This window comes from Lysobacter sp. A378, assembly GCF_054052125.1.
In genome coordinates, this window is the sequence record NZ_JBSVRK010000001.1 from 175,919 (window position 1) to 197,189 (window position 21,271).

19 protein-coding genes are annotated in these 21,271 nt (G+C 66.1%); 15 read left to right on the forward strand and 4 right to left on the reverse strand.

From position 1 onward, the window contains the following. Positions 1-225 precede the first annotated feature (225 nt). The 10 genes from ACW7G1_RS00700 to ACW7G1_RS00745 all read left to right on the forward strand — a co-directional run bounded on the left by ACW7G1_RS00700 (position 226) and on the right by ACW7G1_RS00745 (position 10,758). Complete coding sequence (locus ACW7G1_RS00700; protein WP_456977852.1) at positions 226-1,557, forward strand: amidohydrolase; 1,332 nt, start codon at positions 226-228, stop codon at positions 1,555-1,557. Positions 1,558-1,574: 17 nt separating this feature from the next. After that, on the forward strand, positions 1,575-2,420 hold the full coding sequence (gene queF / locus ACW7G1_RS00705; protein ID WP_456977853.1) for an NADPH-dependent 7-cyano-7-deazaguanine reductase QueF: 846 nt from the start codon (positions 1,575-1,577) through the stop codon (positions 2,418-2,420). 92 nt (positions 2,421-2,512) lie between these two features. After that, the gene (locus tag ACW7G1_RS00710) at positions 2,513-2,839 is read left to right on the forward strand and encodes a LysM peptidoglycan-binding domain-containing protein (RefSeq protein WP_456977854.1); all 327 of its coding nucleotides are present in this window, start codon (positions 2,513-2,515) and stop codon (positions 2,837-2,839) included. Between the two features lie 33 nt (positions 2,840-2,872). Then, positions 2,873-3,367, forward strand: coding sequence for a hypothetical protein (locus ACW7G1_RS00715; RefSeq protein ID WP_456977855.1), 495 nt, complete (start codon positions 2,873-2,875; stop codon positions 3,365-3,367). 160 nt (positions 3,368-3,527) lie between these two features. Next, positions 3,528-4,253 carry a UPF0149 family protein gene (locus ACW7G1_RS00720; protein WP_456977856.1) on the forward strand — a complete coding sequence of 242 codons (726 nt, stop codon included), beginning with the start codon at positions 3,528-3,530 and terminating at the stop codon, positions 4,251-4,253. Between the two features lie 206 nt (positions 4,254-4,459). Next, entirely contained in the window at positions 4,460-4,906 is a 447-nt protein-coding gene (locus ACW7G1_RS00725; protein WP_456977857.1) for an REP-associated tyrosine transposase, read from the forward strand. Positions 4,907-5,559: 653 nt separating this feature from the next. After that, on the forward strand, positions 5,560-7,809 hold the full coding sequence (locus tag ACW7G1_RS00730) for an NADP-dependent isocitrate dehydrogenase (RefSeq protein ID WP_456977858.1): 2,250 nt from the start codon (positions 5,560-5,562) through the stop codon (positions 7,807-7,809). A gap of 159 nt (positions 7,810-7,968) precedes the next feature. Further along, positions 7,969-8,850, forward strand: a complete 882-nt coding sequence (locus tag ACW7G1_RS00735) for a class I SAM-dependent methyltransferase (RefSeq protein WP_456977859.1) — start codon at positions 7,969-7,971, stop codon at positions 8,848-8,850. 61 nt (positions 8,851-8,911) lie between these two features. After that, entirely contained in the window at positions 8,912-9,463 is a 552-nt protein-coding gene (locus tag ACW7G1_RS00740) for a pseudouridine synthase (protein ID WP_456977860.1), read from the forward strand. A gap of 167 nt (positions 9,464-9,630) precedes the next feature. After that, positions 9,631-10,758, forward strand: coding sequence for a hybrid sensor histidine kinase/response regulator (locus ACW7G1_RS00745; RefSeq protein WP_456977861.1), 1,128 nt, complete (start codon positions 9,631-9,633; stop codon positions 10,756-10,758). A gap of 47 nt (positions 10,759-10,805) precedes the next feature. Here the strand turns inward: ACW7G1_RS00745 and ACW7G1_RS00750 are convergent, their stop codons facing one another. After that, entirely contained in the window at positions 10,806-11,186 is a 381-nt protein-coding gene (locus tag ACW7G1_RS00750; protein WP_456977862.1) for a hypothetical protein, read from the reverse strand. A 90-nt stretch (positions 11,187-11,276) separates the two neighbouring features. Continuing rightward, a complete protein-coding gene (gene hrpB / locus ACW7G1_RS00755; RefSeq protein WP_456977864.1) occupies positions 11,277-13,814 on the reverse strand; it encodes an ATP-dependent helicase HrpB in 2,538 nt (845 codons plus the stop codon). A 184-nt stretch (positions 13,815-13,998) separates the two neighbouring features. On the opposite strand from hrpB, the gene ACW7G1_RS00760 reads away from it, so the two are divergent. Next, entirely contained in the window at positions 13,999-14,814 is an 816-nt protein-coding gene (locus tag ACW7G1_RS00760) for a TatD family hydrolase (RefSeq protein WP_456977865.1), read from the forward strand. A gap of 16 nt (positions 14,815-14,830) precedes the next feature. Here ACW7G1_RS00760 and ACW7G1_RS00765 read toward each other — a convergent pair whose 3' ends face one another. Further along, entirely contained in the window at positions 14,831-15,601 is a 771-nt protein-coding gene (locus ACW7G1_RS00765) for an ABC transporter permease (protein ID WP_456977866.1), read from the reverse strand. Beyond that, on the reverse strand, positions 15,598-16,560 hold the full coding sequence (locus ACW7G1_RS00770) for an ABC transporter ATP-binding protein (protein ID WP_456977867.1): 963 nt from the start codon (positions 16,558-16,560) through the stop codon (positions 15,598-15,600). The genes ACW7G1_RS00765 and ACW7G1_RS00770 overlap by 4 nt, the downstream gene beginning before the upstream one ends. Before the next feature lie 221 nt (positions 16,561-16,781). On the opposite strand from ACW7G1_RS00770, the gene ACW7G1_RS00775 reads away from it, so the two are divergent. The 4 genes from ACW7G1_RS00775 to ACW7G1_RS00790 all read left to right on the forward strand — a co-directional run bounded on the left by ACW7G1_RS00775 (position 16,782) and on the right by ACW7G1_RS00790 (position 21,235). After that, positions 16,782-17,507 carry a ferredoxin--NADP reductase gene (locus ACW7G1_RS00775; protein ID WP_456978798.1) on the forward strand — a complete coding sequence of 242 codons (726 nt, stop codon included), beginning with the start codon at positions 16,782-16,784 and terminating at the stop codon, positions 17,505-17,507. 128 nt (positions 17,508-17,635) lie between these two features. Further along, the gene (locus ACW7G1_RS00780) at positions 17,636-19,195 is read left to right on the forward strand and encodes an alpha/beta hydrolase (protein ID WP_456977868.1); all 1,560 of its coding nucleotides are present in this window, start codon (positions 17,636-17,638) and stop codon (positions 19,193-19,195) included. 70 nt (positions 19,196-19,265) lie between these two features. Beyond that, on the forward strand, positions 19,266-20,027 hold the full coding sequence (locus tag ACW7G1_RS00785) for an ABC transporter ATP-binding protein (RefSeq protein WP_456977869.1): 762 nt from the start codon (positions 19,266-19,268) through the stop codon (positions 20,025-20,027). After that, on the forward strand, positions 20,024-21,235 hold the full coding sequence (locus ACW7G1_RS00790; RefSeq protein ID WP_456977870.1) for an ABC transporter permease: 1,212 nt from the start codon (positions 20,024-20,026) through the stop codon (positions 21,233-21,235). The genes ACW7G1_RS00785 and ACW7G1_RS00790 overlap by 4 nt, the downstream gene beginning before the upstream one ends. Positions 21,236-21,271: the final 36 nt, after the last annotated feature.

Consider the following 21,271-nt stretch of genomic DNA (forward strand, 5'->3'; position numbering starts at 1 on the left):
ACGGAAAAGAATAAGGAGACAGAACGACGCGCGTAACCCACGCGGCCCAGCCCAAGTTGATAATGATTCGCATTCTATTCCAGGTTGCGGCCAGCGACAACGCACACCCCGCAGTCCAAAGCCGCCACAACGTCGCCGCGACCCGCTCCGGCGAAGGTGCAGCGGTCACGTATCGGCCCGTGCGTCGATTGGCGTTAGCATCGGCTTTCCTCTGGGGAGACGACCATGCCGCTGCCAACCATCCGTTCGATTGCCTTGCCCGCCTTGATTTCTTTGTTGGTGTCGCCCTGTGCGCTGGCCCAGGCGGACCCGCAGCAACGGCCGGTCGTCACCGCCGCGGCCGAACGCCTGGGCGACGAGGTCGTCGAACTGCGGCGCTGGTTCCATGCCCATCCCGAGCTGTCCAACCGCGAAGAGCAGACTGCGGCCAAGGTCGTCGAGCACCTGCGCGCGCTCGGCCTGGAGCCGCGCACCGGGATCGCCCATCACGGCGTCACCGCGATCATCGACGGTGGCCTGCCCGGCCCGAAGATCGCCCTGCGCGCCGACATGGACGCCTTGCCGGTGACCGAGCAGACCGGACTGCCGTTCGCCTCCACGATCACCACCACCTTCAACGGGCAGGAAACCGGGGTGATGCACGCCTGCGGCCACGATGCGCACACCGCCATCCTGCTCGGCGTCGCCGACGCGCTGGTGGCGATGAAGGACGAGTTGCCCGGCCAGGTGATGCTGGTGTTCCAGCCGTCCGAGGAAGGCGCGCCGGCGGGCGAGGAAGGCGGCGCCTCGTTGATGCTGGAGGAAGGCCTGTTCGCCGACTTCAAGCCCGACGCGATGTTCGGCCTGCACGTGTTCTCATCGCTGCCGGCCGGCACCATCGGCGTCCGCGGCGGCCCGCTGATGGCCGCGTCGGACAAATTCACCATCACTGTCAACGGCCGCCAGAGCCATGGCTCGGCGCCGTGGGGCGGGATCGACCCGATCGTCACTGCCGCCGACCTGATCGGTACCGCGCAGACCATCGTCAGCCGCAACACCAACATCGCCAAGCTGCCGGCAGTGGTGAGCTTCGGCGTGATCAACGGCGGCATCCGCTACAACATCATTCCCGACTCGGTGGAACTGGTCGGCACCATCCGCACCTTCGACGAGGACATGCGCTCGAAGATCCACGCCGAGCTCGAAGGCGTCGCCCAGCATGTCGCCGCCGCGCATGGCGCCACAGTGACGACCGACATACCGGTCGGCACCGGCAACCCGGTGACCGCCAACGATCCGGAACTGACCGCGAAAATGCTGCCAAGCCTGCGCGCCGCCGCCGGCGTCGAACACGTGATCGAGCCACCGCTGCAGATGGGCGCGGAGGATTTCGCCTATTACGCGAAGGAAGTGCCGTCGATGTTCTTCTTTGTCGGCGCCACCTCGGCCGGGATCGACCCGGCGACCGCGCCGACCAACCACTCACCCCAGTTCAAGCTCGACGAGTCGTCGCTCGACCTGGGCCTGCGCGCGATGCTGCAGGTTTCGCTGGACTACCTGCACGGGGTCGAGGGCTGACCAGTAAACTGGCGTGCATGACTGCCATCGACCTGCCCCTGGGCCGCCACGTTGACTACCCGCGTGTGTACGACGCCGCGTTGCTGTTTCCCATCCCGCGTGCGCTGGGGCGGGGCGAACTCGGCCTGGACGCTGCCCGGTTGGCGCAGGCCGACTTGCCGTTCATCGGCCATGACCGCTGGCACGCCTACGAGCTGGGCTGGCTGGACGGCCGGGGAAAGCCGAGGGTCGCCACCGCCACCCTGACGGTCCCGGCCGACTCGCCAAACCTGATCGAGTCCAAGTCGCTCAAGCTGTACCTGAATTCCTTCAACGCGACCCGTTTCGACGACGACGCGGCCATGCTCGCGCGCATCGCTGCCGACCTGTCACGGGTCGCCGGCCGCCCGGTTGCGGTCACCTTCGGCTTGCCGCCCATCGACCAGGCCGACGGCGCGACCGATGATGACGGCAGCGACTCGCTGGACACGCTGGAGATCGATGTCGACCACTACGGCCCGCCGCGCGCGGACTTCCTGCAGGTCACGCGCGACGAGGTGGTCGAGGAAAGCCTGTCCAGCGCGCTGCTGAAGTCGAACTGCCCGGTGACCGGCCAGCCGGACTGGGCACGGGTGCGGATCGACTATCGCGGCCCGCGACTGGATCGCGCCGGCCTGCTGCGCTACCTGGTGTCGTTTCGCGACCACGCCGGCTTCCACGAGCAATGCGTGGAGCAGATTTTCCTGGACCTGATGCAACACGCGCAGCCGCAGCAGCTGTCGGTGCAGGCCCGCTACACGCGCCGCGGTGGCCTGGACATCAACCCGTGGCGGGCAACAAAAGGCTTTGCGGCCCCCATCGCCGGACGCGACCTGCGCCAATGAACGGCTGACCGGAAGGTTCACACCAGCACGATCCGTTCTTAACAACCTGCGTGGCAAGGTTATCCCGCCAACAAGGCAGGAGCCCACCCACGATGACCACCCCAGACAAAAAGGCCGACTTCTCCGGCGTCACCAGCAATGTCGACACCACGGCCAAGAAGGTCGAGGAAAAAGCCGATTTCTCCGGCGTCAGCAGCAGCGTCGATACCACCGCCGAGAAGGTCGGTGCGTCCGCACAGCAGACCTATACCGTGCAAAGCGGCGACACGCTGTCGGCCATCGCCAAGCAGTTCTACGGCAAGGCCGGCGCGTGGAATGCGATCTACGACGCCAACCGCGACCAGCTTGACGATCCGGACCGGATCCAGCCCGGTCAGATCCTCAACATCCCCGTCCAGGACGACAACCCGGCCGTTTGATTCCGGCACCCGACCGCCTTTCAGGAGAATCCCATGACTGCCAACAAACTCCCCTACGCCGTAGCCGCCGCCCTTGTTGCCTCGCTGGCGCTGGCCGGTTGCAACAAGGACAAACCGGCCACCGACACCACCATGGCCCCGCCACCTGTGGCGAGCGAGCCGGCCCCGCTGCCGCCCGCCGAGCCGATGCCGACCGAGGCCGCACTGGACGTCACTTCAGTCACCCTGGGGTCTGAAGCCGGCGCCGACAAGTCGATCGCTTCTCCAGTGACCACCTTCGGCACCGCGGATCCGATCATTGTCTCGATCGCCACCAATGGCGCGGCAAGCAATGCCGTCATCAATGCGAAGTTGGTCTACGAGGATGGCCAGACTGCCGGCGATGAGTCGCAGTCCGTCACCACCACGGGCATGGAAACCACCAACATCACCTTCAACAACGCCAACGGCTGGCCGGCCGGTACCTACACCGCGGAAGTCTGGGTGGACGGTGCCAAGTTGAACAGCACGCCATTCTCGGTCGAATAAATCCCGGTCAAAATAAGAAATACGCCTGAACAGTGGCATCTCTCTCCCTCCGGGCGCGACGAAAGTCGCGCCTTTTTTTTATTGCTGGTGGGATGGAGGGTCTTCATCACCCCTTGGGGCTACCATTCCCCCCAATCCCCCAACCCGTGTCGAAACCACCATGACCAACCCGCCAACCTATCTCGACGACGAGCAGATCGAGCGTCTCGCGGACCTGCTTGAGCGGCGCGCGGTACCGTTCCGCGGCTTCAACCTGGAAGCCCTCGACGGCTACCTGTCGGCGTTGGCGGTATCGCCCGGCGAGATCCCGATGAGCGAGTGGGAGCCGCCGGTGTGGGGCAAGGTGCCGCGTTGGGACGACCCGGTCGAGCGCGCCGGGGTCGAGAAGCTGCTGCTGGGCCACCGCAACATGGCCAACTTCCGCGTACGCCATGGCGACAGCGACTTGCCCGACCACCTCGCCCCGCTGCTGTGGCTGCCCGAAGACCTCGACAAACCCGAGGCCGAAGCCCTGCAGGAAGATGACCTGGATGTTGGCCGCGACTGGGCGCTGGGGTTCTTCACCGCGGTGGCGCTGCGCGAGGCGCAATGGGACCAGTGGCTGGACGACAACGAGTGGATGGAAGACATCTTCGACCTGTTCGACCGGCTCGCCAGTGGCGAGGTGATGGCCGAGGACCCGACCGCACCCGCCACCCCGATCAGCTACCGCGAGCGCCTGGAGATCGTCGCCGGACTGCCCGGCATGCTCGCCGACCTCAACCACCACCGCGTCGAAGCCCTCACCCCGCGCGAACCGATCCGCACCGAGCCCACCCCCGACCGCAACGCCCCCTGCCCCTGCGGCAGCGGCAAAAAATACAAAAAGTGCTGCGGCACAACGTAGGTCGGGTTTCAACCCGACACCGCCAACCCCGCATCACCGCCAATGTCGGGTTAAAACCCGACCTACAGGCAAGGACGAACAAAACGCACGGCCGTAGGTCGGGTTTCAACCCGACACCGCGGACCCGGCGTCACCGTCGATGTCGGGTTAAAACCCGACCTACATGCAGGGATGGACAACTACACAGCCAGGTTCACGGAGGAACAATGGCTTACACCGATTTGCGCAGGGGACGCGTTTCCCACACGGGCTTGCCGTATCACATCACGACGGTGACACGGGATCGCTTCCCGCATTTTTCGTCCCTCGATAACGGACGCAAGGTGGTGCAGGAGCTGATGGCATTGCAGGCCGCGGGGCGTGCCGAAACCCTGTGTTACGTGGTGATGCCAGATCACCTGCATTGGTTGATGGTGCTACACGAGGGCAAGTTGTCCGACGCGGTGCGTTTGTTGAAAGGGCGCACGGCGCGCGCGATTGGCCATGGCGTCTGGCAGCCGAATTATTTTGATCATGCGGTGCGCAAGGATGAGCAGTTGCGCGCAATCGCACGCTACATCGTGGCAAATCCGCTGCGAGCAGGCTTGGTCAAGCGGATCGGCGACTATCCGTTGTGGGACGCGATCTGGCTCGACGAAACCCTGTCAGGGTAGGTCGGGTTTCAATCCGACATCGACGGTGACGACAGATCCCCGGTGTCGGGCTGAAGCCCGACCTACGGGGGGGATGGGGTTTGGATCGATGAGACCTTATCGGGGTAGGTCGGGTTTTAACCCGACATCGGCGGTGACGACAGATACCCGGTGTCGGGCTGAAGCCCGACCTACGGCGGGGGATGGGGTTTGGATCGATGAGACCTTATCGGGTAGGTCGGGTTTCAACCCGACATCGGCGGTGACGACAGATACCCGGTGTCGGGCTGAAGCCCGACCTACGGCGGGGGATGGGGTTTGGATCGATGAGACCTTGTGGGGTAGGTCGGGTTTCAACCCGACATCGGCGGTGACGCCGGATTTGCGGTGTCGGGCTGAAGCCCGACCTACGGCGGGGGATGGGGTTTGGATCGATGAGACCTTGTCGGGTAGGTCGGGTTTCAACCCGACATCGGCGGTGACGACGGGTTTGCGGTGTCGGGTTGAAACCCGACCTACGGGGGCGGATGTGTGCGTCTTTGCTCCGGCCGGCGTCGGGGGCGACAATGGCGGGCCCGACCCGGGGGTGCCACGGGCACCGTCGGGTCCGCGCCGGCGGTGTCGGGTTGAAACCCGACCTACCCCGTCGCCCCCATTCCGCACGCGAGACCAACATGCCCAAGATCATCTACACCCTTACCGACGAAGCGCCGCTGCTGGCCACGCAGTCGCTGCTGCCGATCGTCCAGGCGTTCACCGGTACCGCCGGCATCGGCGTGGAGACCCGGGACATCTCATTGGCGGCGCGGATCCTGGCCCAGTTCCCGGAGCTGCTCGGCGAGCGCAAGGTCAGCGACGACCTCGGTGAGTTGGGCGCCATGGCCACCACGCCGGAGGCCAACATCATCAAGCTGCCCAACATCAGCGCTTCGGAGCCGCAGTTGCAGGCCGCGATCGCGGAGTTGCAGCAACGCGGCTACCCGTTGCCGGAGTATCCCAGCGCCCCGGCCAACGACGAGGAGCGCGACATCCGGGCCCGCTACAACCGGGTCAAGGGCAGCGCGGTCAATCCGGTGTTGCGCGAGGGCAACTCCGACCGGCGCGCGCCGCTGTCGGTGAAGAACTTTGTGCGCAAGCACCCGCACCGGATGGGCGCGTGGAGCGCGGACAGCAAGTCGCATGTCGCGCACATGGAAAGCGGCGATTTCTACGGTAGCGAGCGCTCGGTGGTGATCGGCCACGACGGTGCGGTCCGGATCGAGCTGATTGGCAACAACGGCGTCACCACCGTGCTCAAGGAAAGCACCGCGGTGCTGGCCGGGGAAATCATCGATGCGGCAACCATGAGCCGGCAGGCGTTGGCGGGCTTCACCGATGCCCAGATCGAGGATGCCAAGGCCAACAACGTGCTGTTTTCGCTGCACCTGAAGGCGACCATGATGAAGGTCTCCGACCCGATCATCTTCGGCGTGGTGGTCCGCGAGTTCTACCAGCCGGTACTGGAAAAACATGCCGCCGCGCTGAAGGACATCGGCTTCAATCCCGACAACGGCATCGGCGACCTGTACGCGCGCCTGGGCGGTTTGCCGGAAGACCAGCAGGCCGCGATCAAGGCCGACATCGATGCGCTATACGCCCCGAAGGAAGTCCCCTTGGGGGACGTTCAGCGCCCCAGTCTGGCGATGGTCAACTCCGACAAGGGCATCACCAACCTGCACGTGCCCAGCGACGTGATCGTCGACGCCTCGATGCCGGCGATGATCCGCGACTCCGGCAAGATGTGGAACGCGGCCGGCGAGCTGCAGGACACCAAAGCGGTGATCCCCGACCGCAGCTACGCGAGCGTCTATCAAACCGTGATCGACGACTGCAAGGCCCATGGCGCGTTCGACCCGGCGACGATGGGCAGCGTGCCCAATGTCGGGCTGATGGCGCAGAAGGCCGAAGAATACGGCTCGCACGACAAGACCTTCCAGGTGCCCGCCGATGGCTCGGTGCACGTGGTCGACGGGACCGGCAAGATCCTGCTCGAACATGCCGTGCAGGCCGGCGACATCTGGCGCATGTGCCAGACCCGTGACGCACCGATCCAGGATTGGGTGAAGTTGGCGGTCAGCCGTGCGCGTCTGAGCCACACGCCGGCGGTGTTCTGGCTGGACCCGCAACGCGGCCACGACACCGAGGTGATCGCCAAGGTCGAGCAGTACCTGAAGGACCACGACACCGAAGGGCTGGACATCCGCATCCTGGCGCCGGTGGAGGCCACGCAGTTCTCGCTGGATCGGATTCGCAAGGGCGAGGACACCATCTCGGTAACCGGCAACGTGTTGCGCGACTACCTGACCGACCTGTTCCCGATCATGGAGCTGGGCACCAGCGCCAAGATGCTGTCGATCGTGCCGCTGATGGCCGGCGGTGGCCTGTTCGAGACCGGCGCCGGTGGATCGGCGCCCAAGCATGTGCAGCAGCTGGTGCAGGAAAACCACCTGCGTTGGGATTCGCTGGGCGAGTTCCTGGCCTTGGCGGCGTCGCTGGAGCACCTGGCCACGACCACCGGCAACGCCTCCGCCCAGGTGCTGGCCGACACCCTGGACACGGCGACGGGCACCTTCCTGGACAACAACAAGTCACCCTCGCGCAAGGTTGGCGAGATCGACAACCGTGGCAGCCATTTCTACCTGGCGATGTATTGGGCGCAGGCACTGGCCGCGCAGGACGTCGACGCCGGCTTGAAGGCGAAGTTCGCCCCGCTGGCCAAAGCCTTGACCGACAACGAGGCAAAAATCATCGGCGAACTCAACCGGGTCCAGGGCCAGCCGGTCGACATCGGTGGCTATTACCACCCCGACCTGGCGCTGCTGGACCAGGTGATGCGGCCGAGCGCGACCTTCAACACCACGCTGGCGTCACTGTCCGCTGATTGATCCCGACTCGCGGGAGCGCAGTACCAGCAGGCCCGGCAGTCCGGGCCTGCTGCTTTGTCCGGCCGCGACAACCCGGCCGTTTATCCGCCCGACCTGACTATCGGCTTGGCGAGCCGCTTGCGCTACGCTGGCGCCTTCGCTGGATAGAAGGATTTCCGCATGAAACGTCTTTTGCTTGCTGCCTTGCTGCCGGGCCTGCTCACCGCCTGCAACGCCAATTTCACTGGCGGCTCCACAGACGCGGTCGCACCGGCGGATAGCACCGTCGCCGACGTTCCGGCCAGTGAAACCGCGGCCACCACGCTCGACGCCGTCATTGCCGGTGATTGGCGCGACCCCGCCAACGCGGCGCGCGACCAGTACCGGCACCCCGCCCAGACGCTCGGCTTCTTCGGCCTGCAACCGGACCAGACCGTGGTGGAAATCGTCCCCGGCGGCGGCTGGTATGCCGAGATCCTGGCACCCTACCTGCGCGACGGTGGCCAGTACATTGCCGCTGTGGTCAATCCCGCGGCCCTGCCCGCCGGCAATGGTCGCGATTATCAGCAACGCACCAGGGATGGAATCGAGGCGAAGTTTGCCGGCGCTCCGGCGCAGTTCGACCACGCCGAGGTGGTGGCCTACGACCCGGCCGCGCCGGTGTTCGGCCCGGCCGGCTCGGCCGATCTCGTGCTCACCTTCCGCAATGTCCACAACTGGCGCTCCAGCGGTCAGGCCCAGGGCATGTTCGACGGTTTCTTCGCGGTGTTGAAGCCCGGTGGCACCCTCGGTGTGGCCGAGCATCGCGCCGCCGCGGATGTCGCCGACGACGACAAGACCGGCTATGTCGGCCAGGCCCAGGTGATCGCGATGGCCGAGGCCGCCGGTTTCGTGCTCGACGCCAGCAGCGAGGTCAACGCCAACCCCCTCGACACCAAGGACCACCCGAACGGGGTCTGGACGCTGCCGCCAGGCAACAACCACGACGATGCCGACGCCGCCAAGTACGCCGCAATCGGCGAGAGCGACCGCATGACCCTGCGTTTCAGCAAGCCCGACTGATCACGTCGCCGACCCGCCGCTGCCAGGCGGCGTATCGCGTGCCGTCGTCGGTACCGACACCATGCTGATTGCGTTCAACAAACCCTACGGCGTGCTGTGCCAGTTCACCGATGCCGCACACGGACGTGCGAACGCCGAACCACCACGACCGACGCTGGCCGGCTTCGGCCTGCCATCCGGTGTGTATGCGGCCGGCCGGCTGGACTTCGACAGCGAAGGACTGTTGCTGCTGACCGACGACGGCAAGCTGGCGCACCGGCTGACCGACCCGCGCCACAAGCAGGACAAGACGTACTGGGCGCAGGTGGAGGGCGATCCAAAGCCGACGCAGCTGGCCGCGCTGCGCACCGGTGTCGAGCTGAAGGATGGCCCGACGTTGCCGGCCCGCGCTCGAATGATCGCACCGCCGGCATTGTGGCCACGCAATCCCCCGGTGCGGTTTCGCAAGAGCGTTCCCGACGCGTGGCTGGAGCTGGCGATCCGCGAAGGCCGCAACCGCCAGGTCCGTCGCATGACCGCCGCCGTCGGGCTTCCCACGCTGCGTCTGGTGCGGGTGGCCGTCGGCGCCTATCGGCTGGATACGTTGGCTCCCGGTGAGTGGCGCGAATTGTGAGGCCAGTGCCAGGGGCCACTGACTGAACGGTTCAGCGTTACTGCCGGCAGCCCTTCCGCTGGGAGCGATATCGCGCCGCCTCGCAGGTCTTTTCTGCTAACGTTTCATCTACGTTCAGCTTCTTCGCACGCCGCGCAACGGGATGAAACCCTCTTGACGGATTCAACATGCCTGTAGTCACCACCGTTGGCAGCATCCTGGTCGTTGATGACCAGCCAGCCAACTTGAAGATAGTCAGTGTCTTGCTGACGCGACAGGGCTATCACGTGGTGACCGCCACCAATGGCGAGGACGCGCTGGCGTGCTGTGCCGCCGCGGCACCGGACCTGATCCTGCTGGACATGATGATGCCCGGCATGGACGGCTTCGAGGTGCTGGCCGCGCTGCGGGAGCAGGAGCCGAGACTTCAGGTGCCGGTGGTGTTCGTCACTGTCGCCCACGACCGCGACCTGCTGCTGCGCGCATTCGAGGCCGGCGTTGTCGATTACGTGACCAAGCCCTTCCTGCCCGAAGAGCTGCTGGCGCGCGTCAATGCCCACGTCGGCCTGAAGCTGGCCCGCGACCGCCTGGAACGGGTCGCCCAGGAGCGCCAGGAGCTGGTCAACCTGGTTGCGCATGACCTGAAGAACCCGCTGTCGAGCGTATTGTTCGCCAGCGAAATCCTGATTCAGGACGGCTGCAGGCAGGAACGTATTCCCCGCTATCTGCAGATGATCCACGAGAGCGCCAATGACGCGCTGGGCTATATCCGCCACTACCTGGAAACCGGTCCGAGGGCGACTGGCGAAGCCGACCCACACGCCTGCGCCAGCCTGGGCGCAACCCTGGAATGGCTCGAGCAGCGCTACGCAGTCCAGCTTGAGGCGCACGGCTGCCAGTTGCAGCTGTTGCTACCGGCGGGCGATGCCAACGTTGCCATCGACGAGCGGGTGTTACGCCAGCTTGGCGAGAACCTGGTGACCAACGCGATGAAGTACGCACCCGGTACCGAGTTCGTGCTGGCGGGGCGTGCGGGTGCACCGGGGTTCTGGCAACTGGTCGCGGCGGACCGTGGACCGGGCATCTCCAAGTCGCGGCAGCGCGAATTGTTCAAGCCGTTCAACCGACTGGATCAGCCCGATGACGGGAATTCCAGCGGGCTGGGACTATCACTGGCCAAACAGATCGTCATCAACGCCGGTGGGCAGCTGTGGTACGAAGATCGCGAGGATGGTGGCGCGATGTTCGTGATCGAGTTGCCGGAGGCGGCGTCGACGACGGGTTGCGATGTAGAGGAAGCGCCTGCGCCCGCCTGATTTGGAACGCTGGTCCAGTGCGCCCGGTTCAGCCGGGACGGAATCGATTAATCCGAACGGGCAGTGGTTGCCACCGCACTGCGCTTGCGCACCGGGGTCTTGCGCGCAGGACGCTTGACTCGCCGCGTCTCCACCCGTGTCGCCTTGCCCTCGATCGCTGCGTTTTCCGCCCGCCTGGCCCGACGGCGTGCGGCATACCACAACAGTCCGGCGCCAGCCGCGGCGGCAACCGCCACCGCCGGGTTGCGGCGGATGAAAGTCGTGGCCACACGCCCACCGGTCTTGAGTGCACCCAAGGCCACACCGGCCTCCAGCAGGCCGCCGTTGCGCAGTTGCTTTGCGGTGGTCGGGATGGCATGCCGGATGCGGTCGCCGACCTGGCTGGCCAAGTCCAATGCGCGATCTGGGAGGTGGTCGAATCTGCTCATTGCGGTATCCGCGATATAGAGGTCGGACCCCAGTGTCGACAGATCGCCGTTGATGCGGCGTGAGACCGGTGCACCAATGCCCGCGTCGGTTCAGGTGCCGCGTGGCTTGGCACGATGGGTCGCCGTGGCCGTCCACGGGTCTTCAGGCCAGGGATGCTTGGGGTAACGGCCCTTCATCTCCTTGCGGACCTCCGGATAGGTGCGTTCCCAGAACCCGCGCAGGTCGCTGGTGACCTGCAACGGGCGACCACCCGGCGACAGCAGGTGCAAGGTCAGCGGCACCCGTCCGTCGGCGATTCGCGGGGTGTCGGCCAGCCCGAACAGTTCCTGCAACTTGACCGCCAGTACCGGCGCAAGGGGGACATCGGCCGCATCGTCGAAGCCATACTCGATCCTGCGTTCCAGCCCTGAGGGCACCGCGATCCGGGTCGGCGCCAAGGTGTCGATCGCCTGCCGCGTCGGCCAGGACACGCCCGACTTCAGTGCTTCGGCCAGTTCGGCCTCGCTCACCGCATCCAGCCGGCTCTTGCCCGCCAATGCCGGTTTCAACCAGCTCTCCAGGCTGGGCAGTAACACCTCGTCCGCCAACTCCGGCAGTGATGGATCCGGTCGCCAGACCGCCAGGCAACGCACCCGCGCCCGCCACTGCTGCAGGCCGTCGCTCCACGGCAACGCCACCAGGCCGAGTTGCCGCACCGCGTCGATCAGGGCCTCGGCATAACGCGAGCGATCCGGGTTCGGCAGCGACTGGCTGTCCAGCACGATGCGGTCGAAGTGTCGCTCGCGCACCGCCGCGATGCGCCGCGCATCCGCGTCCCAGAACACCCGGTCCCGGCTGATGAAGCGCTGCGGCCAATCGCGTTCAAGCCGTACCGGGTCCAGGGGTGCGGCGCGCAGGATTCGCGCATCGCGCGGGTCATCACGCAACTCGCTGACCAGCAGCCACGGCTCGCCAAACACCGCGCTGTCATCAAACAACCGGGCACTGCGGCCATTGGCGAGCTGGTAGCGCAACGGATCACTGCGGTGCTGATGGGCGATCCGGTCCGGGAAGGCATGCGCGAGCAGGTCGCCGAGACGGTGGGCAGCGGCATCCGCCGGAGGCCTCGCGCGAACCCGCAAGCGTCGGCACCACTGCGCGGCCGCCTGGTCGATTGCCACCAGCGCGCCGCGCGACGCCTCGGCCGGGACGCGACCGTTGCGGAAGCTGGCCAGCGCCTGCCAACGTGCGGCCAGCGCATCGCTGCGGCTTCGCAACGGGTCGCGCGCCTCGATCAGCGCGGCAAGGTCACACGCCAGCGCGCACTCGACCGGATCCTCGCAGGCCAGCAACATCGCCGCCAGCCGTGGGTGGGTGCCCAGGCCCAGCATGCGACGGCCCAGCGCGGTGATGCTCGTCTCGTCGAGCGCGCCCAAGCGCTGCAACAGCTCTTGCGCCGACGCCATCGCGCCCGGTGGGGGTGGATCGATGAAACGCAGCTCCGGATCGCCCCAGGCCGCCAATTCCAGCGCAAGACCGGCCAGTTCGACCTGGGTGATTTCCGCCCGGCGCTGCGGCTCCAGTCGTTGCGATTGCGGCCACAGGCGGTAAGCCCAGCCATCGGCCACCCGTCCGGCACGACCGGCGCGCTGGTCCGCCGAGGCCTGGGCGATGTGGACGATGTCGAGCCGGGAGAAGCCGCTGTTGGGGTCGAAGCGCGGCTCGCGGGCCAGGCCGGTGTCGATCACCACGCGCACCCCGGGCAGGGTGACGCTGGACTCGGCGACGTTGGTGGCCAGCACGACCCGGCGGCGACCGTCGGGATCGGGCTGCAGTACCCGCGATTGCTGCTCCACCGACAACGCGCCATGCAGCGTCAGAATGTCCACGCGCGGCGGCATTGCCACGAGTCCGGACGCGCCTTGTGCATCACCATTGCGCCCGCCCAGCAACCGCTCAACGCGGTTGATCTCCTGCTGCCCGGGCAGGAACACCAGCACATCCCCGGGATGGTCCGCCAAGGCATCCGTTACCGCGCGAGTGACCTGGTGTTCGATCTTTTCGTCACGCCGCGCGGGGAAGTGGTGGAGCTGCACCGGGTAGCTGCGGCCCTGGCTGCTCAGCCGCGGCGCATCAAGGAACTGCGCCAGTCGCGCGCCGTCCAGGGTCGCCGACATCACCACGATCCGCAGGTCCCCGCGCAGCGCCGACTGCACATCCAGCGCCAGTGCCAGGCCGAGATCGGCGGCGAGGTGGCGCTCGTGGAACTCGTCGAAGATCACCGCGCCGACCCCGTCCAGGGTCGGATCGTCCTGGATCATCCGGGTCAGGATGCCTTCGGTAACCACCTCGACCCGGGTCCGGGCCGAGACCTGGTTGTCGAAGCGGATCCGGTAGCCGACCGTCTCGCCCACCGCCTCGCCCCGCTGGCTGGCCATGAACCGCGCCGCCGCACGCGCCGCCACCCGGCGCGGCTCCAACATGATGATCCGCCTGCCCTGCAGCCACGGCGCATCCAGCAACGCCAGCGGCACCCGGGTGGTCTTGCCCGCGCCCGGCGGCGCCTCAAGCACCAGCCGGGAGTGCGTGGCAAGGCTGTCGCGGATCTGCGGCAACAGGACATCGATGGGGAATTCGGCGCGGCTCATCTGGGCACAAGGATATGGGGCGTGCGTTGAGATTGCTTGGACGATATCCCCGCCACACTGTAGCGACGGGGGTGAATGCCCTTGGGTGTGAAGTAAAGGAGGAGGCATCGGCTTCATCGGTGCCGGGGGACATTCGCACACAAGGGCGTTCGCGCCCGGTACCCCCGCCACCTAGACTGTCGCCATGAACCTGATCGATATCGGCGCCAACCTCACCCACGACTCCTTCGACCACGACCGCGACGCGATGATGCAGCGCTCGCGCGATGCCGGCGTCGTGCAGATGATCGTCACCGGCGCCAGCCACGAGCATTCGCCGCAGGCGCTGGCGCTGGCCCGTGCGCATCCGGGTGAGCTGTTCGCGACCGCCGGCGTGCACCCTCATCACGCCAGCGAATACACCACCGAATGCGATGCCGAAATGCGCGCACTGCAGGCGCAGCCGGAAGTGGTCGCGGTCGGTGAGTGCGGCCTGGACTACTTCCGCGATTTCTCCCCACGCCCGGCGCAGCGGCGCGCGTTCCAGATGCAGTTGCAGATCGCCGTCGACAGCGGCGACTCCGCGACCGGGCGCAAACCGCTGTTCCTGCATCAGCGCGATGCCCATGCCGACTTCCTGGGAGTGATGGCCGAGTTCGACGGCCAACTGGGTGCGGCCGTGGTGCACTGCTTCACCGGCAGCAAACAGGAACTGTTTGATTGCCTGGACCGTGACTGGCACATCGGCATCACTGGCTGGCTGTGCGACGAGCGCCGCGGCCTGCACCTGCGCGAGCTGGTGAAGAACATCCCGGCCAACCGCCTGATGATCGAGACCGACGCCCCCTACCTGCTGCCACGCACGGTCAAACCCGCGCCCAACCACCGCCGCAACGAGCCGATGTATCTGGCCCATATCGTCGAGGAGCTGGCGCGCGACCGCGATGAGGAGGCCTCGGTGACGGCGGCCAACAGCACCGCGACCGCGCGCGCGTTCTTTGGATTGCCGACGCCGGACTGATCCGGCTTCCGCCAGCTCAACTGCGCAGGCCAACCCCGCGCTTGAGCAACCACAACGCCAACGCCGTCAGCGCCACCACGAAGCCGATCATCAACGCGTAGGCGACCCACAGCGGCACGTCACTCACCCCCAGCAGGCCGTAGCGGAATGCGTTGACCATGTAGAAGATCGGGTTGGCGTGGGTCATCGTCTCGGCCCAGCCGGGTAGCAGCTTGACCGAATAGAACACGCCGCCCAGGTAGGTCAACGGCGTCAAGATGAAGGTCGGTACGATCGCCACATCGTCGAACTTGGTCGCAAACACCGCGTTGATGAAGCCCGCCAGTGAGAAGATCGTCGCGCCAAGCAACACCGTGGTCAGGGTCACCAGCGGATGCGGGATGTGGACGTCGGTAAAGAAGGTGGCAATCAGCAGCACGATCACCCCGACCGCCACGCCACGGGTCACCGCGCCGATGACGTAGCCGCCCAGGATCACCCAGTTGGGCATCGGACTGACCAGCAACTCCTCGACGAAGCGACTGAACTTGGCGCCGAAAAAGCTGGAGGCGATGTTGCCGTAGCTGTTCTGGATCACGCTCATCATCACCAGCCCGGGGACGATGAAATCCATGTAGCCGATGCCGTCCATGGTCCCGATCCGCGAGCCGATCAGGCCGCCGAAAATCAGGAAGTACAAGGTCATGGTGATCGCCGGCGGCACCAGGGTCTGGGCCCAGATACGCAGGATGCGGTTGACCTCACGACGGGTGATGGTGGCCAGGGCGACCAGGTTGGGATGGCTCATGCGGATTGCTCCGGCCGGGCCACCAGGCGCACGAACAGCTCCTCCAGCCGGTTGGACTTGGTCCGCATCGAGCGTACCCGGATACCCGCCCCGTCCAAAGCGGAGAACACCTGGTTGAGGCTCATCTGCCGGGGCATGTCCAGGTCCAGGGTGCGGTCGTCACGGGCAAACATGATTGCGCCGTCGATCACCGGCAGCGACGACGGCAACTCGCCATCGACATCCAGCACGAAGCCTTGCACGTCCAGCTGCGCCAACAGGCTGCGCATCGGGCCCTGGGCGACGATGCTGCCGTGGTCGATGATCGCCAGGTTGCGGCACAGGCTTTCGGCCTCCTCCAGGTAATGGGTGGTCAGGATGATGGTGGTGCCGGCGTCGTTGATCTCGCGCAAGGTCTCCCACATGCCGCGGCGGATCTCGATATCGACCCCCGCGGTCGGCTCATCCAGGATCAACAGCCGCGGGCGGGTCATCATCGCCCGGGCGATCATCAACCGGCGCTTCATCCCGCCCGACAGGGTCCGGCTGGTCATCTGCGCCTTGCCCCACAGGTGGGCCCGGCGCAGTTCGACCTCGGCGCGCTCCAGCGCCTCCTTGCGCGGCACGCCATAGAAGCCGGCGTAGTTCACCAGGATATCCAGGGGCTGCTCGAACAGGTTGAAGTTGATCTCCTGCGGCACCAGCCCGATCAATCGCATGGCGGGCTCGCGCTGCCGGCCCAGGTCGGCCCCGAAGATCTCCACCGAGCCGGAAGTCAGGTTGACCAATGACGAGACAATGCCGATCAGGGTGCTCTTGCCGGCGCCGTTGGGGCCCAGCAAGGCGAAAAAGTCGCCCTCCTCGACATCAAGGGACACGCCTTTGAGCGCCTCCACCGTATTGCCGTAGGTCTTGCGCAGGTCTCGCACCGACAAGGCCGGCGGGGTGAGGGTCGGAACCGGAGCATCGGGCGCAGCCATGGCGCTCGGTCGGGTTTGAGTCATCGGGTTTGCAGCCTTTGCCAGGGCCGTCGCAGGGAAGCGGGGCGACGATCACGGTAGTATAGGCGGCTTGATGGCCACGCCCCGGCCACCCTGTGTTCCGGTTGCCACGCGCCGCCGACACGGTTGCCCCCGACCAAGACAAGGCCCCTGTATTCGTGGCAGTCCAGCACTTTTCACTCAAACTCGTGTCCCGCCGCATGATCGCCCCCCAGGTCGGTCATTACGTGTTCGCCCGCGACGACGACCAACCGCTGGACTTCATCCCCGGGCAGTTCATCCAGGTCCACTTCCACTACGCCGATGGCACTGCGACCAAGCGCAGTTATTCGCTGGCGACCATCCCGGACCCGTCCAAAACACCGGACAACCTGGTGGAGATTGCCGTCAGCTACGTGCCTGGCGGCGCGGCAACGGCGTTGTTCGAGGGTCTTGAAGAAGGCGACGCGATTGATGCCACTGGTCCGTTCGGCCGTTTTTGCCTGCAGCCCACCGACAGCAACCCGCGTTACCTGTTGATCGGCACCGGCACCGGGGTCACTCCGTACCGGGCGATGCTGCCATTGCTGGAGCAGGCGATTGTCGAGCGCGACCTGCGCGTGGTGCTGCTGTTTGGTGCCCGCAATACCGACGAGCTCCTGTATGGCGATGAGTTCCGTGCGTTCGCCAATCGCCATCCCGACAACTTCCGTTTCATCCCGTGCTTCTCGCGCGAGTTGCCGGCGGCCGACTCGCCGCATGCGCACGCCGACGTGCGCCACGGTTATGTGCAGCAGTTCCTGCCCGGGTTCGCCCCCGATACCGCGACCGACGTGGCCTATCTGTGCGGCAATCCGAACATGGTCGATACCTGCTTCGAGGCACTGAAAGAGTCCGGCCTGGAGATCAGGCAGATCCGGCGCGAGAAGTACGTGTCCTCCAAATAAGGCTCGCCCGGGTGTCAGGTTTCGCGCGCCGGCTGCGTCTGTCATCCTGAACGGCGCCGAACATCCGCGTCAGGTTCATGCGCGCCAGGTTCACGCGCGTCAGGTTTTCGAAGACAAAGGGGCAAGTCATGACGATCCGTTGTTTGCTCGTCGCAATCGCGATGACACCGTTCCTGGCCGGCTGCGGCCAAACCACCGATCGCGATACCGCCGGTGGCGGGGTCGTGGATGGCGCCGCACCGGCCGGGGCCACTCACGACGCGCAGGGCGTCCGCTATTTCGGGGATATCGCGTTCGAAGCATGCGCACTGGCCAGTGCGACCGGCGGCAAGACCACCGAAGCCCAGTGCGGCACCTTCCAGGTGCCCGAGAACCCGGAACAGCCCGACGGCCGCATGATCGGCCTGAATATCGCCTGGTTGCCCACCGACGGTGGTAACGCGGCCCAGGACCCGGTGTTCTTCCTCGCCGGCGGCCCGGGCCAGGCCGCAACCGAACATGCCCAAACGGTGATGTTGGCGCTCGCCGACGTCGCCAAGCAGCGCGGCATCATCCTGGTGGACCAGCGTGGCACCGGCGATTCCAATCCCCTGGATTGCCGTGACGCCGATGGCGAGCCAATGGAAATGGATGCATCCGTCGAGCCAAGCCTCGCGCAGATCCAAACGTTCGCCGCTCAATGCGCCTTGGGCCTGCAGGGCCGCGCCGACCCGCGCTTCTACACCACCACCGATGCGGTGCGCGACCTGGACCGGGTACGCGGGGCATTGGGCGTCGAGAAGATCAATCTGGTCGGCGTGTCCTACGGCACCCGCGTCGCCCAGCAGTACGCGGCAACCTACCCGGAGCACACCCGGACCGTGGTGCTGGATGGGGTCGCCCCGAACTCGCTGGTGGTGGGCGGCGAGTTCGCCCGCACCCTGGAAGACGCGCTGACCCTGCAATCGACGAAGTGCCAGCAGCTCCCGGCCTGCCGCGAACGCTACCCCACCGATATGCGCGAGCAGCTGCGCACGGTGATGACGCGGCTGCAGGAAAGTCCCGTCGAGGTCGATTACCGCGACTCGCGTACCGGCGAGCTGCACCACGACACCGTTACCGCCGACGCGGTGGGCGGACTGGCTTTCATGTTCTCGTACGTCCCGCAGACCGCCTCGCTGTTGCCGCTGATGATCGACGAGGCCGCGCAGGGCCGCTACGCGCCGTTGATGTCGCTGGTGCAGATGAGCACCGAGCAGATGCAGGGCCAGATGACCCGCGGCATGCAGTGGTCGGTACTGTGCGCCGAGGACGCCGGCCGCTATCGTCCCGACCCGGCATCGAGCGACACCATCATCGGCAGCGATGTGGCGGAAACTTTCTTTGCGCCGTGTTCGGTCTGGCCGCACGGGAAGGCGCCGGCAGACTTCCACCAGCCATTCACCTCCGAGCTGCCGGTACTGCTGCTGTCGGGCGAACTGGACCCGGTCACCCCACCCCGCTATGCCGGGCAGGTCGCCGCCAACCTGCCCAACGGCCGCTCCCTGGTCTTGCAAGGCCAGGGCCACAACGTGTCCGCGGTCGGCTGCGTGCCCAAGTTGCTGGGTCAGTTCATCGAAACCGCCGATGCGGCGTCACTGGATGTCGCGTGCCTGGACAACCTGAGCTACGTGCCGCCATTCGTGAACTTCAATGGTTGGCCACCATGAGCCGGTTTGCCACTGCGCCCTTGTCCACACCACCGGTCAACGGTGGTCACCGCGCCGCACGGAGTCGCCCATGATCAGCGCCGAAAACCTGCACAAGTCGTTCCAGACCAAGAAGCGCAAGAACCATCCGGGCGTGGTCAAGGCGGTCGATGGTGTCGACTTCCAGGCACCCGATGGCCAGATCACCGGGTTGCTGGGCCCCAACGGCGCCGGCAAGACCACCACCTTGCGGATGCTCTACACGTTGATGAAGCCCGACGCCGGCAAGATCCTGGTCGACGGCATCGACACCGCCATCGACCCGGCCGCGGTGCGCCGTGCATTGGGTGTATTGCCGGACGCGCGCGGCGTGTACAAGCGCCTGACCGCGCGCGAGAACATTGCGTACTTCGGCGAGTTGCACGGTTTGTCGAAGGCCACCATTGCCGAGCGCACCCGGGCCTTGTCGGCCGCGCTGGACATGGACGAGATCCTGGACCGCCAGACCGAAGGCTTCAGCCAGGGCCAGCGCACCAAGACCGCGATCGCCCGAGCCCTGGTGCACGACCCGCGCAACGTGATCCTGGACGAGCCGACCAACGGCCTGGACGTGATGACCACCCGCGCGATGCGCGGCTTTCTGATGCACCTGCGCGACGAGGGCCGCTGCGTGATCTTCTCCAGCCACATCATGCAGGAGGTCGCCGCGTTGTGTGACCGCATCGTCATCATCGCCAAGGGACAGGTGGTCGCCGCCGGCACGGCGGACGAACTGCGCGCCAGGTTCGATGAACCCAACCTGGAAGACGCCTTCGTCAAGGCAATCGGCAGCGACGAGGGATTGCACGCATGAGCCGTCAGGATCCGTCCCCGCGACCGCCCGGCGTCTTCGCCACCTTGTGGTCGGTGATGCGCAAGGAGTTGCGTGATTTTTCGCGTGACCGCCGCACCCTGGCATTGACCTTGCTGATGGGCCCGTTGTTGTACCCGCTGATCATGCTGGGCATGGGCACCATGGCCGAGAACCGGGCCAGGACCCAGCTGGACAAGGAACTGGAAGTCCCGGTGATGGGCGCCGAACGCGCGCCCAACCTGATCGCATTCCTGGCGACCCATGGCATCAAGGCGATCGCACCACCGGCCGACGTCGACGCCGCGGTACGACAACAGGACGTCGATGTCGCCCTGGCGATCGACGCCGAGTTTGCCGAGGACTGGAAGGCGGGCCGGCCGGCGCGCGTCGACCTGATTCTCGACAGTACCCGCCGCAATGCGGACATCCCGGTGACCCGGCTGCGGACGGCATTGGCTGCCTATGGTGGGCAGGTGGGCGCATTGCGGCTGTATGCGCGTGGCATCGACCCCGCGATCATGCAACCGGTCGCGCTGGGCCGCCGCGACCTGGCCACCCCGGAGGCCAAGAGCGGCGTGATGATGGCGATGCTGCTGCCGTACCTGCTGATCCTGATGTCGTTCCTGGGCGGCGCCTACCTGATCATGGACGCCACGGCGGGAGAGCGTGAACGCCAATCGCTGGAACCGCTGTTGGCCACGCCCGCCTCGCGCGGGGCGATCGTCAGCGGCAAGATCGCCGCCGCCTGCCTGGTGGGGCTCACGTCGCTGTTGTTGACCTTGCTGGCGTTCAAGCTGAGCGCCCAGGTCGCCGGGCAGATGGCCTCGATGCTTGACGTGCGTTTCGCCGCGATCGGCAAGCTGCTGCTGATCCTGTTGCCGATGTTGTTCATTGGCACCACCTTGCTCAGCTACCTGTCGGCCACCTCCAAGAGCATGAAGGAGGCGCAGAGCCACATGACCTGGTTGATGCTGCTGCCGATGCTGCCGATCATGTTGCTGGCGGTGAACCCGCTGAAATCCGAACTGTGGCAGTACGCGGTGCCATTCCTGGCCCAGAACCAGTTGATCCAGAAGGTGATCCGGGCCGAGCCGATTGGCGCGGACATCTGGTTGATATACATGGTCGCCGGTTTCGGGCTGGCCGCCTTGTTGTGGTACGCGGCCGTGCGTCGCTACCACCAGGAGAAGCTGGCGATCTCCGGCTGACAGCGATCGCACGCCCACCAACAACAAACCCGGCCG

Bases quoted from the DNA above. Each gene is read 5' to 3' on its own strand.
- ACW7G1_RS00765 (WP_456977866.1), bottom strand. From the start codon at position 15,601: ATGAGCCATCCCAACCTGGTCGCCCTGGCCACCATCACCCGTCGTGAG.
- ACW7G1_RS00770 (WP_456977867.1), bottom strand. From the start codon at position 16,560: ATGGCTGCGCCCGATGCTCCGGTTCCGACCCTCACCCCGCCGGCCTTG.
- ACW7G1_RS00730 (WP_456977858.1), top strand. From the start codon at position 5,560: ATGCCCAAGATCATCTACACCCTTACCGACGAAGCGCCGCTGCTGGCC.
- ACW7G1_RS00715 (WP_456977855.1), top strand. From the start codon at position 2,873: ATGACTGCCAACAAACTCCCCTACGCCGTAGCCGCCGCCCTTGTTGCC.
- ACW7G1_RS00780 (WP_456977868.1), top strand. From the start codon at position 17,636: ATGACGATCCGTTGTTTGCTCGTCGCAATCGCGATGACACCGTTCCTG.
- ACW7G1_RS00720 (WP_456977856.1), top strand. From the start codon at position 3,528: ATGACCAACCCGCCAACCTATCTCGACGACGAGCAGATCGAGCGTCTC.
- ACW7G1_RS00775 (WP_456978798.1), top strand. From the start codon at position 16,782: ATGATCGCCCCCCAGGTCGGTCATTACGTGTTCGCCCGCGACGACGAC.
- ACW7G1_RS00740 (WP_456977860.1), top strand. From the start codon at position 8,912: ATGCTGATTGCGTTCAACAAACCCTACGGCGTGCTGTGCCAGTTCACC.
- ACW7G1_RS00710 (WP_456977854.1), top strand. From the start codon at position 2,513: ATGACCACCCCAGACAAAAAGGCCGACTTCTCCGGCGTCACCAGCAAT.
- ACW7G1_RS00750 (WP_456977862.1), bottom strand. From the start codon at position 11,186: ATGAGCAGATTCGACCACCTCCCAGATCGCGCATTGGACTTGGCCAGC.
- ACW7G1_RS00790 (WP_456977870.1), top strand. From the start codon at position 20,024: ATGAGCCGTCAGGATCCGTCCCCGCGACCGCCCGGCGTCTTCGCCACC.
- ACW7G1_RS00785 (WP_456977869.1), top strand. From the start codon at position 19,266: ATGATCAGCGCCGAAAACCTGCACAAGTCGTTCCAGACCAAGAAGCGC.
- ACW7G1_RS00700 (WP_456977852.1), top strand. From the start codon at position 226: ATGCCGCTGCCAACCATCCGTTCGATTGCCTTGCCCGCCTTGATTTCT.
- hrpB (WP_456977864.1), bottom strand. From the start codon at position 13,814: ATGAGCCGCGCCGAATTCCCCATCGATGTCCTGTTGCCGCAGATCCGC.
- ACW7G1_RS00745 (WP_456977861.1), top strand. From the start codon at position 9,631: ATGCCTGTAGTCACCACCGTTGGCAGCATCCTGGTCGTTGATGACCAG.
- queF (WP_456977853.1), top strand. From the start codon at position 1,575: ATGACTGCCATCGACCTGCCCCTGGGCCGCCACGTTGACTACCCGCGT.
- ACW7G1_RS00725 (WP_456977857.1), top strand. From the start codon at position 4,460: ATGGCTTACACCGATTTGCGCAGGGGACGCGTTTCCCACACGGGCTTG.
- ACW7G1_RS00735 (WP_456977859.1), top strand. From the start codon at position 7,969: ATGAAACGTCTTTTGCTTGCTGCCTTGCTGCCGGGCCTGCTCACCGCC.
- ACW7G1_RS00760 (WP_456977865.1), top strand. From the start codon at position 13,999: ATGAACCTGATCGATATCGGCGCCAACCTCACCCACGACTCCTTCGAC.